The organism is uncultured Microbacterium sp., from assembly GCF_964244775.1.
GTDB lineage: Bacteria > Actinomycetota > Actinomycetes > Actinomycetales > Microbacteriaceae > Microbacterium.
On the sequence record NZ_CAXTJR010000008.1, the window covers coordinates 67,602 to 83,450 of the forward strand.

At 65.9% G+C, this 15,849-nt stretch carries 15 protein-coding genes; 9 read left to right on the top strand and 6 right to left on the bottom strand.

The window, feature by feature from the left end; genetic code table 11:
* Positions 1-75: 75 nt before the first annotated feature.
* Positions 76-972, top strand: a complete 897-nt coding sequence (locus ACFE6Z_RS13055) for a LysR family transcriptional regulator (RefSeq protein ID WP_375386124.1) — start codon at positions 76-78, stop codon at positions 970-972.
* 17 nt (positions 973-989) lie between these two features.
* Here the strand turns inward: ACFE6Z_RS13055 and ACFE6Z_RS13060 are convergent, their stop codons facing one another.
* Genes ACFE6Z_RS13060 through ACFE6Z_RS13075 form a run of 4 tightly spaced genes read right to left on the bottom strand, consistent with a single transcriptional unit; the run spans position 990 to position 5,125 of the window.
* Positions 990-1,976: a glycoside hydrolase family 43 protein gene (locus ACFE6Z_RS13060; protein ID WP_375386125.1), complete on the bottom strand. Its 987-nt coding sequence runs from the start codon at positions 1,974-1,976 to the stop codon at positions 990-992.
* Complete coding sequence (locus ACFE6Z_RS13065) at positions 1,973-2,833, bottom strand: carbohydrate ABC transporter permease (RefSeq protein ID WP_375386126.1); 861 nt, start codon at positions 2,831-2,833, stop codon at positions 1,973-1,975. The genes ACFE6Z_RS13060 and ACFE6Z_RS13065 overlap by 4 nt, the downstream gene beginning before the upstream one ends.
* Complete coding sequence (locus ACFE6Z_RS13070; RefSeq protein WP_375386127.1) at positions 2,830-3,822, bottom strand: carbohydrate ABC transporter permease; 993 nt, start codon at positions 3,820-3,822, stop codon at positions 2,830-2,832. The genes ACFE6Z_RS13065 and ACFE6Z_RS13070 overlap by 4 nt, the downstream gene beginning before the upstream one ends.
* Positions 3,815-5,125 (bottom strand): ABC transporter substrate-binding protein, encoded by a 1,311-nt coding sequence (locus ACFE6Z_RS13075; RefSeq protein ID WP_375386128.1) that lies wholly within the window; start codon positions 5,123-5,125, stop codon positions 3,815-3,817. The genes ACFE6Z_RS13070 and ACFE6Z_RS13075 overlap by 8 nt, the downstream gene beginning before the upstream one ends.
* A 115-nt stretch (positions 5,126-5,240) precedes the next feature.
* On the opposite strand from ACFE6Z_RS13075, the gene ACFE6Z_RS13080 reads away from it, so the two are divergent.
* The 4 genes from ACFE6Z_RS13080 to ACFE6Z_RS13095 all read left to right on the top strand — a co-directional run bounded on the left by ACFE6Z_RS13080 (position 5,241) and on the right by ACFE6Z_RS13095 (position 10,042).
* The gene (locus ACFE6Z_RS13080) at positions 5,241-6,299 is read left to right on the top strand and encodes a LacI family DNA-binding transcriptional regulator (protein ID WP_375386129.1); all 1,059 of its coding nucleotides are present in this window, start codon (positions 5,241-5,243) and stop codon (positions 6,297-6,299) included.
* A gap of 121 nt (positions 6,300-6,420) precedes the next feature.
* On the top strand, positions 6,421-8,202 hold the full coding sequence (locus tag ACFE6Z_RS13085) for a glycoside hydrolase family 2 protein (protein WP_375386130.1): 1,782 nt from the start codon (positions 6,421-6,423) through the stop codon (positions 8,200-8,202).
* Positions 8,199-9,182, top strand: coding sequence for a glycoside hydrolase family 43 protein (locus ACFE6Z_RS13090; RefSeq protein ID WP_375386131.1), 984 nt, complete (start codon positions 8,199-8,201; stop codon positions 9,180-9,182). Before ACFE6Z_RS13085 ends, ACFE6Z_RS13090 begins: the two co-directional genes overlap by 4 nt.
* Entirely contained in the window at positions 9,179-10,042 is an 864-nt protein-coding gene (locus ACFE6Z_RS13095) for a phytanoyl-CoA dioxygenase family protein (RefSeq protein WP_375386132.1), read from the top strand. Before ACFE6Z_RS13090 ends, ACFE6Z_RS13095 begins: the two co-directional genes overlap by 4 nt.
* Positions 10,043-10,076: 34 nt before the next feature.
* On the opposite strand, the gene ACFE6Z_RS13100 is transcribed toward ACFE6Z_RS13095, so the two are convergent.
* Both ACFE6Z_RS13100 and ACFE6Z_RS13105 read right to left on the bottom strand, forming a co-directional pair.
* A complete protein-coding gene (locus tag ACFE6Z_RS13100) occupies positions 10,077-10,748 on the bottom strand; it encodes a class I SAM-dependent methyltransferase (protein WP_375386133.1) in 672 nt (223 codons plus the stop codon).
* Between the two features lie 5 nt (positions 10,749-10,753).
* The gene (locus tag ACFE6Z_RS13105) at positions 10,754-11,761 is read right to left on the bottom strand and encodes an NAD(P)/FAD-dependent oxidoreductase (RefSeq protein WP_375386134.1); all 1,008 of its coding nucleotides are present in this window, start codon (positions 11,759-11,761) and stop codon (positions 10,754-10,756) included.
* Between the two features lie 41 nt (positions 11,762-11,802).
* Between ACFE6Z_RS13105 and ACFE6Z_RS13110 the strand changes: the two genes are divergently transcribed.
* The 4 genes from ACFE6Z_RS13110 to ACFE6Z_RS13125 all read left to right on the top strand — a co-directional run bounded on the left by ACFE6Z_RS13110 (position 11,803) and on the right by ACFE6Z_RS13125 (position 15,849).
* Positions 11,803-12,414, top strand: a complete 612-nt coding sequence (locus ACFE6Z_RS13110; protein ID WP_375386135.1) for a helix-turn-helix domain-containing protein — start codon at positions 11,803-11,805, stop codon at positions 12,412-12,414.
* A gap of 404 nt (positions 12,415-12,818) precedes the next feature.
* Positions 12,819-13,553, top strand: coding sequence for an amidohydrolase family protein (locus ACFE6Z_RS13115; protein WP_375386136.1), 735 nt, complete (start codon positions 12,819-12,821; stop codon positions 13,551-13,553).
* Positions 13,550-14,983: an amidohydrolase family protein gene (locus tag ACFE6Z_RS13120; protein ID WP_375386137.1), complete on the top strand. Its 1,434-nt coding sequence runs from the start codon at positions 13,550-13,552 to the stop codon at positions 14,981-14,983. The genes ACFE6Z_RS13115 and ACFE6Z_RS13120 overlap by 4 nt, the downstream gene beginning before the upstream one ends.
* Positions 14,980-15,849 (top strand): SMP-30/gluconolactonase/LRE family protein, encoded by an 870-nt coding sequence (locus ACFE6Z_RS13125; protein WP_375386138.1) that lies wholly within the window; start codon positions 14,980-14,982, stop codon positions 15,847-15,849. Before ACFE6Z_RS13120 ends, ACFE6Z_RS13125 begins: the two co-directional genes overlap by 4 nt.

The following is a 15,849-nucleotide window of genomic DNA, read 5'->3' on the forward strand; positions in this document are numbered from 1 at the left end:
TAGTATCGTGATGACGTTGCACAATGAAAAGCGGACATTTAGGGTGGGTATTGTTCGATATTTCCGATGATTGGGATGCCTATTTTCGAGTTGCGCCGTCTTCGTCTTCTGCACGAGCTCGCCTTGCGCGGCACGATCGCCGACGTGTCGATCGCGCTGGGCTACAGCTCATCCACGGTGTCGCAGCAACTCTCCGTGCTCGAGCGCGAGGCCGGCGTCGCGCTTCTGGAACCCGTGGGCCGGCGGGTGCAGCTGACACCGCAAGGCCAGCTCCTCGCGGCTCACGCCGCGCGCGCCCTGGAAATGGATGAGTCGGCGCGTACAGAACTCGCCTCCGCGACGTCGCTGCGCACCCTCGTTCGCGTTGCGGCGATGCCCACCGCGGCCGAGTCGCTGGTACCTAAAGCCCTCACTCTTCTCGCCGAGCGCTCCCCGCACCTTCGGCTCGACGTCTCCGAGATGGCGCCCGAACAGGGGCTCTTCGAGTTGACAGCGCGTTCATTCGACCTCGTGGTCGCAGAGCAATATCCCGGCCACACCCGCGAACTTCGCGAGGGAATCATCCGCACGGTGATCGGGCGGGATGCCGTCCGCGTGGCACTACCAGTCCGTGAGCACGCTGCGGACCTCTACGAACTGCGTCACCACAGCTGGATCTTCGAGCCCCAGGGAACGGCCGTCCGGCAATGGGCGGTGCAGCAGTGTCGCGCTGCCGGGTTCGAACCCGAAGTGCGCTTCGAGGCGACCGACCTCCACACCCACATCCGGATGGTCGCCGAAGGTCATGCCGTCGCGATGCTTCCCGACCTCGTCTGGTCGCCCGGCCACCTGCCGGTGCGGCTCCTCGACTTGCCCGGCGCACCGGCGCGCGAGATCTTCACGGCGAGCCGGGAGTCTTCCTCGAACGACACGGCCATCGCCCTGGTGCGTGTCGCGCTCACCGACGCCCTCTCCGCTCGCTCAGCGCGGTGAGTCGCGGCCCTCCTCGTTCAAGGAAGCTGCACGGAGGGCACCGCGCCATCCCAGTGGAGGGGCACGGAGAGCAGCCCCCGATAGATCAAGAGTTCATCCCAGCCATGGAAGAGCATCACGTCACCGTCTGCGGTCGTGACGATGTCCTGGCCGCCGGGTCCGATGTACCGTCCGCCGCTTGACTCCGTCGACAGCAGCGGTGTGCCGCTCTTCACGTAGGGACCCATGAGCGCCGGTGCGGTCGCCACCCCGATCGCGTAATCGCTCGTGGCGTAGTCGTTGGCTGAGTAGAACAGCACGTACTGCCCGTCGCGCTTGACCAGCACGGGCGCTTCGACGAGCTGCCCCTCCCAGGGCTCGGTCTGCGTGAAAAGCTTCGTCGGCGGACCGGCCAGCTGGGTGCCGTCAGGAGAGAGCGGCGCAATCTGGATCCAGGTGTCTTGGCCGCAGCAGTTGCCGTCGTTCTTCCACAGCAGATAGCGGATGCCGTCATCGTCGGTGAAGGTCGCGGGGTCGATCGCACCGCCCTCATCCAGCGGGCACACCAGCGGCTGCTCGCCGACCGGGGTGTAGGGGCCGGTCACCACAGGCGACGTGGCCACTCCGATGCACTGCTTGTCCGACGGGAACTGATTGGCCACGAAGTACATGATGTAGTCGCCGCCTGCGCGGGCTGACACATCCGGCGCCCATGTGCGCCCACCACTGGCCCAGCGCGGCAGCTTGGGGAGCGCGTCCTCCAGCGACCCCGTCCAGTGGGCCAGATCGTTGGATGTGGCGAACTGCACGTTGCCGCCCCGCGCGTTGATGGCGAACGCGACGTATTGCCCGCTCGCTTCGATGACCTCGGGGTCAGCGAAGTCGCGGTCGATGAGGAACGCCGCGAGCGTCGGCGTCGGCGTCGGATTCGGGGATGCGTTCGGGGCGCAGGCCGTCAGCATCCCGATCATCCCGACGACCGACATTCCGAAGACGCCCGCCGCTCTGCGCCGCGCTGAGATCACCCCTTCACAGCCGACCCGGCGACCGATTCGACGATCTGCCGCTGGGCAAGACCGAACAGGATCAGCACGGGCACGGACGCGATCACTGCCCCCGCCATGACGATCGCGAAGTGGGTCGAGTACGCACCCTGCAGTTGCGACAACCCCGGCTGCAGAGTCAAGTGCTCGGGGCTCAGCAGCACATAGACGGGCCAGAGGAAGTCGTTCCAGTTGCCGAGGAATGACAGCACGGCGAGCGTCGCGAGCGCCGGCCTGGCGAGGGGAAGCACGACCTGCAGGAAGATCCGGATGTCGCCGGCACCGTCGATGCGCGCGGCTTCTTCGATCTCGGGGGGCAGGCCGACGAAGAACTGGCGCAGGAAGAAGATGCCGAACGCGCCCGCCGCTCCCGGAACCGTGATGGCCCAGATCGTGTCGAGCCAGCCCAGGTTGTGGACGATGAGGTAGTTCGGGATGAGGAACACCACCGGCGGCACGAGCAGCGTGGCGATGATGGCGCCGAAAATGACCTTCTTTCCGGGGAAATCCAGCCGCGCCAGCGCGTAGGCGCCCATCGACGCGGTCACGAGGATCAGCACGGTCTGCACGGTTGCGGCCGCGAAGCTGTTCCACAGCCAGAGGAAGATCGGCTGTTGGTCGGAAGTGAGCAGGGTCGTGTAGGCCTCGAACGAGACCGGGTTCGGGAAGGAATACGGGTTGCGGATCGCGTCCGAGTCGGTCTTGAACGAGGTCAGCAGCATCCACAACAGCGGCAGGATGACGATGAGCGCCAGCACGATGAGCAGCACGTAGAGTGCCGTCTGCGCCCACGCGCGGCGAGCCGGCACGTGGCGCTTCTGGGCGATGAGAGTGGTCATTTCATGCCCTTCTCGACACGCTCGCGCTGCAGGCGGAAGTTGACGATGCTGATGATCGAGAGGCACGCGAACAGCACGTAGCTCATCGCCGCGGCAGGTGCCATGTTGTTCTGCGAGAGGCCCTGGTCGGCGATGTACATGATCACGGTGCGGGTTTCGGTGCCCGGCCCGCCCTTGGTGAGCAGATAGGACTGACCGAACATGTTCGCCGAGGCGAGGATCGTCGTGGTGGTGATGAAGATCATCACCGGCCGGAGCCCGGGCACGGTCACATTCCAGAACTTGCGGACTGGCCCTGCCCCGTCGATCGACGCTGCTTCATAGAGGTCTCCGTTGATCCCCTTCAAGCCCGCCAGGAAGATGATCGTGTTCAGGCCCATCGTCCACCACACGGTCACAGCGACGAGTGAAACCCATGCCCACGGGACGTCCACGGTCCAGGGGATGTCGGATGGCAGACCGATCAGCCCCATCACGTAGTTCAGGATGCCGGACTGCGTGTCGAGCACGTACCCCCAGACGACGCCGATCACCGCCACCCCGAGCACGTACGGCGCGAAGAAGACAGTGCGGAATGCCGTCGCTCCACGGATCTTCCGGTTCAGCAGGATGGCGACCAGGAGAGGCACCACGACAAGGAACGGGACGCTGGCGACCACGAAGATGCCGGTGGCTCCCATCGACTTCCAGAAGTCCTCGGAGAGCACGTTGCCCGGGGTGAACAGATCGACGTAGTTCTGCACGCCGACGAAGTCCTGTACATCGCGGAACGGACTCCAGTTGGTGAGGCTCATCCACAACCCGAAGATCGCGGGTGCCGCGACGAACGTGAGGAAGAGCAACAGGAATGGAGCGAGGAACAGATAGGCGGTCAACGTCTTCTTCGCGGAGCGCGTCCCGCCACGCGAAGAGCCCGCACGGCGCGGGACGCGCTCCCCCGCGCCGGAGCGCGGAGGAGCGACGACCGTGGCAGTGCTGAGGTCAGCCACCGTACTTCGCCTGGTTGGACTTCAGGATCTGGTTCACTTTGTCGGCGGTCTCATCCAGCGCAGCCTTCGGGTCCTTCTGGCCGGTCAGAGCCTCGTTGAGCCCGAGGGTGATCTGTGCGTTCGCCTCGCCGATGCCGGGCGAGACGGTTTCGTAGTGGGCATACTCGAGCTCGTCCATGAACGGAGCCAGGTTCGGCCACTTCTGCAGCAGGGACGGGTCTTCACGCACCGTGTTGGCGGCGGGGAGTTCACCCGTCTCCGCCCAGCCGAGCGAGTTGTCGTTCATCCACTTGACGAACACCGCAGCGGCGGCCGTCTTGTTCGCGTCCTGACCCTTGTTGGCCGGGAACACCCAGTGCGTGGAACTGGACCACACGGCCTTCTCGGTCCCGATCTGCGGAACCGGTGCGGCCGCCCAGTCGAGGTCGTTGAACGCGGTGTTGGTCGTCTGCCACACGCCATTCCAGTTGAACGCCGTCTGGCCGCCGATGAGGGCCTTGATGTTGCCGTCCTGCGCCACATTGGCGGGGCTGTACCCGTTGGCCACCAGATCGGTCATCCAGGTAAGCGCCTTGACGCCGGCGTCGGAGTTGAAGGCGGCTTCGGTGACGTCATCGTTGTACAGGTCGCCGCCGAACTGCCAGATCAGGCTTTGGAATTCGAAGGTGCCGGTGAACACGTAGCCATCCACCCACTCGCCCTGCACGCCGGCGCCCTTGAGCGCGTCGAGGGCGGCGAGGTAGCCCGCTTTATCGGTCGGGATGTCGGTGATTCCGGCTTTGGCAAGCACTTCCTTGTTGACGTAGAGCCCGAGTGGGGTGACGCTCCACGGCACCGCATACTGCGTGCCGCCGTAGTTGCCCTTGTCGAACACACCCTGAGGGAAGTCTTCGGCGTCGTAATCGAGGCCCTTGACGATGTCGTCCGCGCTGAGCAGAAGCTTCTGCGCCGCGTAGGTCGCGAGATCGTCGCCGTGCAGAACGGCCACATCCGGCCCCTTACCGGCCTTGATGGCGAGGGGCATCTTCGCGGCGATGTCGCCCCACTCCTGCGGCACGCTCTTCACCGTGATGTTCGGGTGCTCCGAGTTGAACTTCTCGATCAGCTTGGGGACGATCGTCGGCGCGGCGCCTCCGGTCCAGCCGTGCCAGAAGGTGATGTCGACGTCCGGTCCGGTGTACTCCCCATCACCCGAAACAGCTGCACCGCCGGTGCCACCGGATGATCCACACGCTGTCAAAGCGACCCCGACCGCGAGTGCGATCGCCGCACCTACCGCGCGGCGCGCCCATGGCTTGTTCATGCGATTGCTCTCCTTTGAGTTCTCCGGACGTTCCCGGCTTCGACGCGAACGGAGGGACGTCCGCTCGGTGCAGGCAAATTTACAGCGCTGGAATACGACTGTCAAGGTGTAGCGTGTGAACCTCAGGGTCGACAGTTACCTGCAGATCTCGGGGGCACGGATGAGCGCGGTTCGCCTTCAGGACGTCGCCGAGTTGGCGGGCGTCTCGATGAAGACCGTCTCCAACGTCGTGCGGGGATATCAGCATGTGAGCCAGTCGACGCGCGACCGGGTGCAGCGTGCGATCGACGAACTGGATTACCGCCCGAACCTCATGGGTCGCCGCCTTGCAACCGGGCGGACGGGCCTGATCGCGCTGTCGTTCTCGAACGTGGCGATCCCCTACTTCGCCGAACTATCGCGGCTGGTCTCGGCGGCGGCCAACCAAATGGGCTATCGGGTGCTCCTAGAGGAAACCGACGGAACACTGGAGGGCGAACGCGCAGTCCTGGCGAGCTTCGAATCGGGGCTCGTCGACGGCATGCTGTTCCAACCGGCGGTCGTATCGTCGCTCGAGATCTCGCGCCGCCGGAACTCGCTCCCGATGGTCATCCTCGGCGAGGCCGCTGCTCCATTGACGCTAGACCGCATCATGGTGGACAATTTCGCCGCCGCACGGGATGCGACGAACCATCTCATTCGAACGGGGCGACGCCAGATCGCCTTCGCGGGCCACGAATCTGGCAGGCTGTCTGCGGCTTCGAGCCAGCGCATCATGGGCTATCAACAGGCCCTCGAAGACGAGGGGATTCCCGCTGATCCGCGCCTGCTCTTCCCGCGCGACACTGTCACCCCGATGGACGCTGTCATCGGGGTGGGCGCAGCGGTGGACGCCGGCATCCGCTTCGACGGGCTCGTCTGTCGAGACGACCTTGCTGCCATCGGAGCCTTGCGCGCTTTGCAGGAGCGGGGCATCAGCGTGCCCGGTGATGTCGCACTCACCGGATGGGACAACATCATGATGAGCCGCGTCACCTATCCCAGCATCACATCGGTTGCGCCCGACACCGACGCGCTCGCGCATCGGGCGACCCAGATGCTCATCGAACGCATCGAAGGCTGGGAAGGAGCCGGGCGACACGAGCTCGTCGACCATCGCCTGGTGCTGCGGGAGAGCGCTCCGACGCACGCGTGATCGCGATCGCGCATTTACAGCGCTAGATATTTCGGGCATGCTGGACGACATGATCACCGATGACCTGAGAGCGCTGCCGTCTGCGAGCACGCAAGATGGCTCTTACCCTCGCCCTCAGCTCATGAGAGCCCACTGGCTTGACATCAGTGGGCCGTGGGGTTTCGCCTTCGATGACGACGGGGTCGGACTTCGCGATCGCTGGTACACCTGCGCCGGCTTCGATCGGACCATCCAGGTGCCGTTCCCGCCGGAATCCCCCGCCTCCGGCGTGCACGACCCCGGCTTCCATTCGGTGCTCTGGTACCACCGACGCGTCTCCACCTCCGATATCGCCGAGGCCGGACACGGCGACGGGCGCCGCCTCATGCTGCATTTCGGCGCGGTCGACTACCGCGCCGTCGTGTGGGTCAACGGCGAGCGCGTCGGCTCTCACGAGGGTGGGCACACTCCCTTCTCGCTCGATATCACGCACCACGTGCGAGATGACGACGCGAACGACATCATCGTGCGGGTCGAGGACGATCCGCTTGACGTGAGCCAGCCGAGAGGCAAACAGGATTGGCGAGAGCTGCCCCACGTCATCTGGTACCACCGCACCAGCGGCATCTGGCAACCGGTCTGGCTGGAGTCCGTGCCGGAGGTGGCGATCGACTGGATCCACTGGCGCGCTGACGATTCGACCGCAGAGGTGCACGCCCGGATCGGGTTGACGTCTGCGCCCACCGCGGATGCCACCATCGAGGTGGATCTGACCTACCGGGGGGTACCTCTTGGTCGAGCAAGCGTGCTGGCGTCAGCCGCAGAGGTCGAGATCCACGTCCCGCTGGCCCGCCAGAAGAACGGCCAGGCGTACGAGGAACTGCTGTGGTCACCCACCCGTCCTCGCCTCATCGACGCGCGGGTAGCGCTGTCGGTCGATGGTGAGCAGAGCGATGAAGTCGCCTCGTACGTGGGCCTGCGCCGCGCGGCGGTGGACCGGGGTGTGTTCCTGCTCAACGACAGGCCCCTGTACGTGCGATCTGTGTTGAACCAGGGGTACTGGCCGCAGACGCACCTTGCCGCGCCCTCGGCGGAAGCACTGCGTGACGAGGTGCAGCTGATCAAGGATCTCGGGTTCAATGCCACGCGGATGCACCAGAAATTCGAAGACCCGCGCTTCCTGTTCTGGGCGGACCGGCTCGGACTCATGGTGTGGGGCGAGGCGCCCGCCAGCTTCACGTTCACACCCACGTCGATCAAGCGCACGGTGCGGGAGTGGCTGGAGGTCGTGCACCGTGACTTCTCGCATCCCTCGATCGTCACGTGGGTTCCGCTGAACGAGAGCTGGGGCGTTCAGCACATCGCTCACGACCCGAGCATGCAGAACTACGCCGCATCCCTTGTGAATCTCACCAAGGCATTGGATCCCACCCGGCCGGTCGTCTCCAACGACGGTTGGGAGCAGGTCGACACCGACATCCTCGGCATCCACGATTACGCCGGCGACGGCGATGTTCTTCGCGAGCGGTACATCGACCGCGCCGCGATCAACCGCTTGGTCGAAGGTGTCGGACCTGCCGGTCGTCGACTCGTGGTGAAAGGGGACGTCTCCCGAGCGCCCGTCATGCTCACCGAGTTCGGCGGCATCTCCTTCGACGCCGACCGCACGGAGGATGCGTGGGGGTACAGCGACGCCAGTTCGGCGACGGAATATCAGGCGCGGCTCGAATCCGTGATGGTGGCCGTTCACGACAGCACGGTGCTCGCCGGATTCTGCTACACACAGCTCGCCGACACGCTCCAGGAGACGAACGGACTCGTGCGCGCCGATCGCACCCCGAAACTTCCCGTGGAGGTCATCCGGCACGCCATCACAGGTGACCTCGGGCCGGACCAGTGGGAGCCGCACGAGCCATGGGGATGACGGTGGTCGCCGGAGCTGCGCGCGGCGACCTGCGCGCGCCTGCCTACGCGGGGTATTTCGCCGATCCGTTCGTCCTCCGTCTGGACGATGGCACCTACATCGCCTACGGCACTCATCCCGCGCCGCCTGCAGCGGGCCGGATCTTCGACGTGCTGGTCTCCCCCGACCTGACCTCCTGGTCCAGGGCCGGCGGGGCGCTGGAGCGGCTCGCCCCCGACATCGGCGACCAGTACTGGGCGCCCGAGGTCGTCCAGCGCGATGGTTCGTGGTGGATGTACTACTCCGTCGGTCACGGCATCGTCGGCCATCATCTTCGGGTGGCACGTGCCGCGGAACCGACCGGTCCATTCATCGATCTCGGGGTGAACCTCACACCGGACGAGACGTTCGCCATCGACCCACATCCCTTTCAAGACGAGGGTGGCCGTTGGTACCTGTATTTCGCTCGCGATGTGCTCGACGCGGAACGCCCCGGCACCCACCTCGCCGTCGGACGAATCGACTCACCGACCGAGCTGACTGCCGTGGTGCGGGCGCTCGAGCCCACTGCCGACTGGCAACTATATGAGCGCGCGCGCTCGATGTACGGCGCCGTCTACGACTGGCACACTCTCGAGGGCCCGTCCGTCGTTCGCAGGCACGGCCGCTATTGGATGACGTATTCGGGCGGTGCATGGACGGGTGCGGGCTATGCCGTGTCGTGGGCCACGGCATCCCACCCCTTGGGCCCCTGGGAATCAGCCCCCAGCGTGGCGCCCGCTCTTCTCGCCACCGGGGACGGGCTGATCGGCCCGGGTCACAACTCTCTGGTGATCGGGCCGGACGGGTCGGATGTGATCGCCTTCCACGCGTGGAACGACGCGGTCACCGAGCGCAGACTTCACCTCGCCCCCATCGAGTTCCGGCCGGATGGGCCGGTAGTCCACCTCCACGAGCCGCTACCGGCGGCCCCTGACCGGAAGAGAGAAGAGTTCTCATGACAGACATCCAGCAGCACCAGCGGTGGGTCGAGACCCTGTCTCGCAACCTCGAGCCCGACCTCGCAACCGCTGTGAATGCGCTCTACACCGACGGCATCATCGGGAAAAGGGGCGCCTTCAGCGTGGAGTGGGTCGACCAGCTGCACGAAGACATCCAGGTCGCGTACGAGGAAGCGTTGAGCCGGCCGCGCGGAGCGGTGGGCCGCGGTCCTCAGCGTCACTACGTCGAGATCCACCCCGAGCAGTTGCGCGGTTGGCTCGATCTCGTCGATCACCCGTGGGTGCGAGGTGTGTGCGAGACCGTTCTGGGCCCGGACTACCAGATCATCGAGCTCGGATTCGACGTGCCCAACCCGGGTGCGAAGGATCAGCCGTGGCACCGCGACTTCCCGATGCCCGAAGAGACGCGCTCGACCGGCCGGCTCACCTCGCTCGCCTTCAACGTGACGGCGGTAGACACCGAGCCCGACATGGGTCCGTTCGAGATCGCGCCCACCACTCAGTGGGACCTGCCCGTCGACTTCGAGCACGAGATGTTCCCCGACAAGTCGCTCTATCCTCGCTACACCGACCTCGCCGTGCGCAAGTACCCGCAGCGCGGCGACATCTCGGCACGGTCGGCTCTGACCCTGCATCGGGGCACCGCCAACCTGTCGCAGAAGGCGCGGCCGGTGCTGGTGCTGGGAGTCGATGCTCCCGGCGCAGGAAACTTGGAGCACCACGATATGGCACTGACCCGGCCCTTCTACGGCTCGCTCCCCGAGCGCGTGCAGCGGCACATTGTCAGCCCGATCGTCGACGAGCTGACTCCGATCACGCAGAAGCACTCGATCGAGGGCCTCATGATGGGTGAGGACTGACCGCCAGGCACGAGTGAAGCTCGGGTCGCTACGGCTAGTTCGCCGCCTCCCGTCCGCGCCTGACCCGCAGCACGGCGTCGACGAGAATCACGTCCGTCCCGTCCCGCCATTTCGTCGGCCTGTCGACGAGTGTGTTGGTCTCGACGACCCAGCCCGCGGGCAGGTCGAGCGCCGCCAGCACCTCGTCGGCTGTGGGCAACGGCGGAGTATCTGCGTCGTGGTCGTGGTGCGACCCCGGCGGGAACGCGCCGTGCCCCACGACGACCAGCCGTCCGCCGGGTGCGACGGCCGTGGCCGCGCGCCGCAGAATGGCCTCGCGCGGCAGTTCGACAGGCGAGTGGAGGAAAGCCGCCGTCACGAGGTCGAATTCCGACGCCGGATGCCACGTCGCCAAGTCGGCCTGAACCCAGCGGATGCGGTCGGCGACCCCGTCCCGCGCGGCCTGCGCCGCTCCCACTGCCAGGGCGGTCGCCGAGATGTCGACCGCCGTGACCGTCCACCCCTGCGCGGCAAGCCACAGGGCGTCAGCGCCTTCGCCGCATCCGAGTTCGAGTGCGTTCCCCGGGGCTAATCCCTCGACCTCGTGTTCGACGGTTGCGTTGACGCGGCCGCTCCACATCTGTCCGCTCTCGCCACGATTGGTGAGGTAGCGTGCCTCCCAGAACTCGGCAGGGTCGGAGATCGCATCTTCGGATGAGTGCGCCACGGCCCTCACTCTCCCCGCTCGTGCGTCAGCGAAAGGGATGCCGCGGCCATTTCCTCTGCCACGAACTCCCCGTTGATGGCCAGACCCGCCGTCGCTCCCGATCCCATGGCGATCGGAACGAGCGCCGTGGGATCGGCGGCGTTGCCGGCCGCCCAGACGCCCGCGACGCTCGTCCTGCCGACCGCATCCACGGCGGTCCACGCGCCGACGGGCGTGTCGGTGCGATCAGCGCCGAGTTGCCGCAGCGGTTCGTCGAGGGGAACGAGCGCAGGCTCGGCGAACACCACGTCCACGGCTGCGATCGTGCCGTCCGCGAGAGCAAGGCCCGTCAGACGGTCGCCATCGGTCACAATGTGCGCGACGGTGCGATCTTCCAGACGCATACCGCGTTGCTCGAGCAGGACTCGATCGCTTGCGGGGATCACCCCTGCGAGGGCGGTGAACACCGTGATGTCATCCGTGTAGGAACGCAGCATGTGCGCCTTATGTACCCCCGCCGCCGAGGACAAGAGCACGCCGACTGCACGGCCCGACGCTTCGTACCCGTCGCAGTAAGGGCACGCGACGACTCCGCGGCCCCACTGCTCGGCGAGCCCAGGGATGTCGGGCAGGACATCGCGGGATCCGGTCGCGACGACCAGACGACGTCCGGTGATGCGGACACCCGTGTCGGTGACGACCTCGAATCCGTCTGCGATCGGGTGGGTCCCGACGACGACCGCGTTTTCGATGACCCCGTCCGCGGCCCGCACCTCGCGGTAGCCGTCTGCGACGAGATCGAGCGGCGAGTAGCCGTCACGGCTCAATACCCCGTGCATGTGCGGCGCGAATCGGTTGCGCGGCCGTTGCTCATCGAGGACCAGCACTCGCCGTCGGGCGCGCGCGAGAATCAGAGCGGCACTGAGCCCGGCGGTGCCGCCGCCGATGATGATGACATCCCAGTGCTCGGTCTCGAGAGACGGGTTCGAGTTGTCAGGACCGGATGGTATGGAGCTTCGGAGGTTGCTTGTCATGACTCCAGCGTGAGGGTCTAGGATCGTATCGGCAAATATTCATGCTGAATCAGCAAGAGAGCGACACCGTGCCCGACGAATCCCTCGCCGTCATCGGCCCGCGACTCAAGAGTTGGCGCGAAAAACGCAGCATGACGCTGGCAGAGCTGTCGGCCGCGACGGGCATCTCCTCCAGCACCCTCTCGCGCCTCGAGGCGGGCAAGCGCGCCCCGAACCTGGAGCTGGTCGTGCCCATCGCCCGCGCGTTGCGGCTAGAGCTCGACGACATCGTGCCCCGCAAGGCGCCCGACCCGCGCGTGGCGCGCACGACCACGCGCACCGGCGAAACCTCGTACGAGACCCTGTCTGCGCACTCCAGTCCAGTGCAGACCTATAAAGTGACGCTTCCGGCAAAGCCGGCCGGAGTGACGGAATCGCCCGATCCGAAGGTGCACGACGGACAGGAATGGCTGTACGTGCTGTCGGGTCGGCTGCGCCTCGTTCTCGGCGAGCAAGACATCACGCTCGGCCCGGGAGAGGCTGCCGAATTCGATACCCGCATCCCGCACTGGATGTCAGCAGCCGGAGCCGGACCCGCCGAGTTCCTGTCGATCTTCAGTAAAGAAGGCAAACGCATCCACCTGCGTGCCCGCCCCGCCGGACGCGAGCGATGAAGCGGCCGCCGGCGCGGCGCGGCTATTTCACTGACGATTCGTCAATGTTACGAGTCGATTTCTCCCCTCTTTCCCGCGCCGTTCCGGCATTATTCTGACTCCACCGGTTGCCGACGACTGGTTGGGTAATTACACACTGTCTGCGATCGCTGGCGAACTGTCCGCACAGTGCCGATTGAGGACAGTGAATTCACGACGACAGCATGGGAATCATCATGCAGTCCGGCGGGGCCGCCGGTGCGGCATTCGAGCTCTACCCGACGAGCGCTCGAATCGGTTCAGCACATCGACCGCATGGCAGCATCCACACGACAGGACGTGACATTTCATGGCACCTCGCTGGGCGACGAGGACAACACCATCGCGGTGCGGGATGCTGCGCCCACCCAGTTCGAGGAGCGATCATGATCATCGACGCATACAACAACACGTGGAAGGCCGGCGGGACCTCCGACTACCTCACCTCGGAGTCGTACACGCCCGCGGACATGATCGCGCGAATGGACGACGCGGGAGTCGACATGGCGGTGGGATGCTCCCTCGGCCAAATGATCGACAACGATTTCATCGCTGAGACTGTGCGGCAGCATCCCGACCGCATCATCGGCTTCGGTCAGGTCGACCCGAGGCGACCAGACGCCGTCGAGGGCATCCGACGCTGCGGGGAGGAACTGGGGCTGAAAGGCCTCAAACTCCATCCGACGATGCACGGCTATCATTTCGCCGACCACGGTCTGCTCGATCCGATCTTCGAAGCAGCTGCGGAACAGCGCCTCGCGGTGCTCGTCAACGCCCTGGACGATCCGTTCTGCGCCCCCCTGTCCATCGAGGAGATCGCGAAGCAGTTCCCGGGCGTCCCAGTGCTCATCGCGCACATGGGAACGGTGTGGAACGTGTCCGAGGCGCTCATCGTCGCCGAACGCAACGACAACGTCTACCTCGAGACCTCTGGCACGCAGTTGCTCGAGGTGCAGATGGCGTATCGCCGAGTGGGCGCGGCCAAGCTTGTGATGGGAACCGACTGGCCGGGCAACCACTTCGACCTCGAGCGCGCCAAGATCGCCCGGGCGATCGAAGACCCCGGTGACCGCGCCCTGGTCGAGGGGATCAACCTCGCACGCATCCTCGGACTCGCATGAGCACCCTCTACCGGTTCGACGCGATCATCCCCGCCCATGATGCGGCGGCTATCCGCGGCGGCGGACTCCTGGAGCGTGACGGACGGATCGTTGCCGCCGGCCTCTTCGTGGATGTCGCGCGGCATGCGGGCGAACTGGAGCCCGAGGTCATCCACGGAGTTGCGTTCCCTGGTCTCATCGACGCACATTCGCACCTGCGTGCCATGCCGCTCGAGTTGCACGACATTGCGCCGGCCCCTCTCGAGCCCTGGATCTGCAGCCTGGCCGCCATGACCTCGCTCGATCCCGGAGACGAAGCATTCGTTGCCGCTTCCGATCTGCTGGGCACAGGAGTCACCGCGGTGCAAGGCATCGCCCAGACGTTCGCGCCTGTCGAGGATGTCGTGCGGACGGTCGACACGGTGCACCGCGGCTTGCTCTCGGCCGGAATCCGCGCCCTGCTCGTCGTCGGTTTCACCGACCGCGCTGAACGCGCGCCCCTCCCACCGATGCGCTCGCTGGCTCACGTTCCGCCGGTGGACCACGGCACGACGATCGACGAGTGGGCCGAGATCGTGCAGCGCATCCAGAAGCCCACGTTCGCAACGCCACATTCAGTCCCATCCCTGGTCGAAATCGGGATCGGACCGGTGGCCGCGCAGTGGTGCAGCGATAACGCGCTCGATCGCATCGCCGGACTTCGAGGCACGATGCGCGTGCACACTCATCTCCACGAAAGCGCGCTGCAGCGCACCTGGGTGAAGGGTGAACCGGAACCGCTCACCCGATTAATCGGTAAAGGGCTTCTCGGTGACTTCGTCTCGGCTGCACACGGAGTGCACCTCTCCCACAGCGAACTGCGAACCCTGGCCGAAAGTGGCGCCGCGCTCGTGCATTGCCCGAGTTCGAATCGCCGCCTCTCGGCCGCGACCGCGAACATCGCGGACTGGCGCGCCGCCGGCATCCACATCGCTCTGGGCATCGACAGCCAGAGCGTTGGATTGCCAGACATGTTCGCGGAGATGCGCGCTGCTCGGTCGACCGCGACGGGATGGGGAACGCGGCTGAGCGCACGCGACGTCTTCGGGATGGCGACGGAGGGCGGTGCGAGCGCACTCGGGATCGAAGCGGGCAGACTGGAGCCCGGCAGGTTTGCGGACTTCGCCGTTCTCGACCTGCCGGCCTCCGGGACGGCAGAGGGAATGGCCGGGGTGGACGACCCGGTTGAGCGAATCGTCTCCGACGGTTCGCGGGAGCACGTCACCGACGTCGTCGTCGGTGGGCAGAGGGTGCTTCGTCAAAGAGAAGGGCGCTCCCACGCCATCGTGGAAGCACTGCGGTTGAGTCTTGCCGCTGAGCTTCGTGCAGATCGCGAGTCCCGTCTGAGGCGGCTCACCGACCTGGCTCCCGCCATCGCAGAGCTGACCGAGCTCGTAGGACGTGCCACGTGATCCGCATCGAGGCGCAACCAGATGTCGAGATAGGCAATCTGCTCGGCGAGGGTCCGTTCTGGTGGCGTGATCGACTGATCTGGGTAGACCTGCTGAACGGCATCCTGCTGCGTCGCGATCACGACGGTGGTTGGGTCGAAGTGCTCTCGCGCGATAGTGGACTCAGTGTCGCGGTGCCACGGAGAAATGGAGGCTTGGCCCTCCTCGCCGGCCGCACCATCGAGTTGCTCGACGCCGATTTGAACGTGGAAAGAATCATCCCGGTGCCCGCTCTGCGCGAGGGCGAGCGACTCGCGGACGCCACGGCAGGACCAGCCGGCGAACTGTGGTTCGGCAGCATCCGCGAAGACCTCACTTCCGGGGGATGCCTTTTTCGTCTGAGGCCGAACGAGCAGAGCCCACAGGTCGTGCTCACGGGAGTGGGCCTCGCGAACGGGCTGGGGTTCGCTCCAGACGCGCGCACCCTCTATTTCGTTGACAGCGCTGCGGGCACGGTCACCGCCTTCGACTACGACCCGGCCACACAAGAGTTGTCGCGCTCCAAAATCATCGCCACGATCGACCCGGCCGACGGAAGCCCCGACGGCATCACCGTCGACGCCGCTGGCAGCATCTGGGTCGCACTGTGGGCAGGCGGATGCGTACGGCGGCTCGACGCCGACGGCACCTGGAGCCAGGAGGTGCTCGTTCCCGCCCCCAACGTAACGAGCTGCGCACTCGGTGGGGAAGGCCTGAACATCCTCTACATCACGACGGGCACTGTGGAGATGGATACTGCGGCGCTGGATGCGTCGCCGCTGGCTGGTTCGCTCTTCGCGACCCCCGTACCGGTTCCCGGGCTTCCCGCACTTGAGATCGAACTGTGA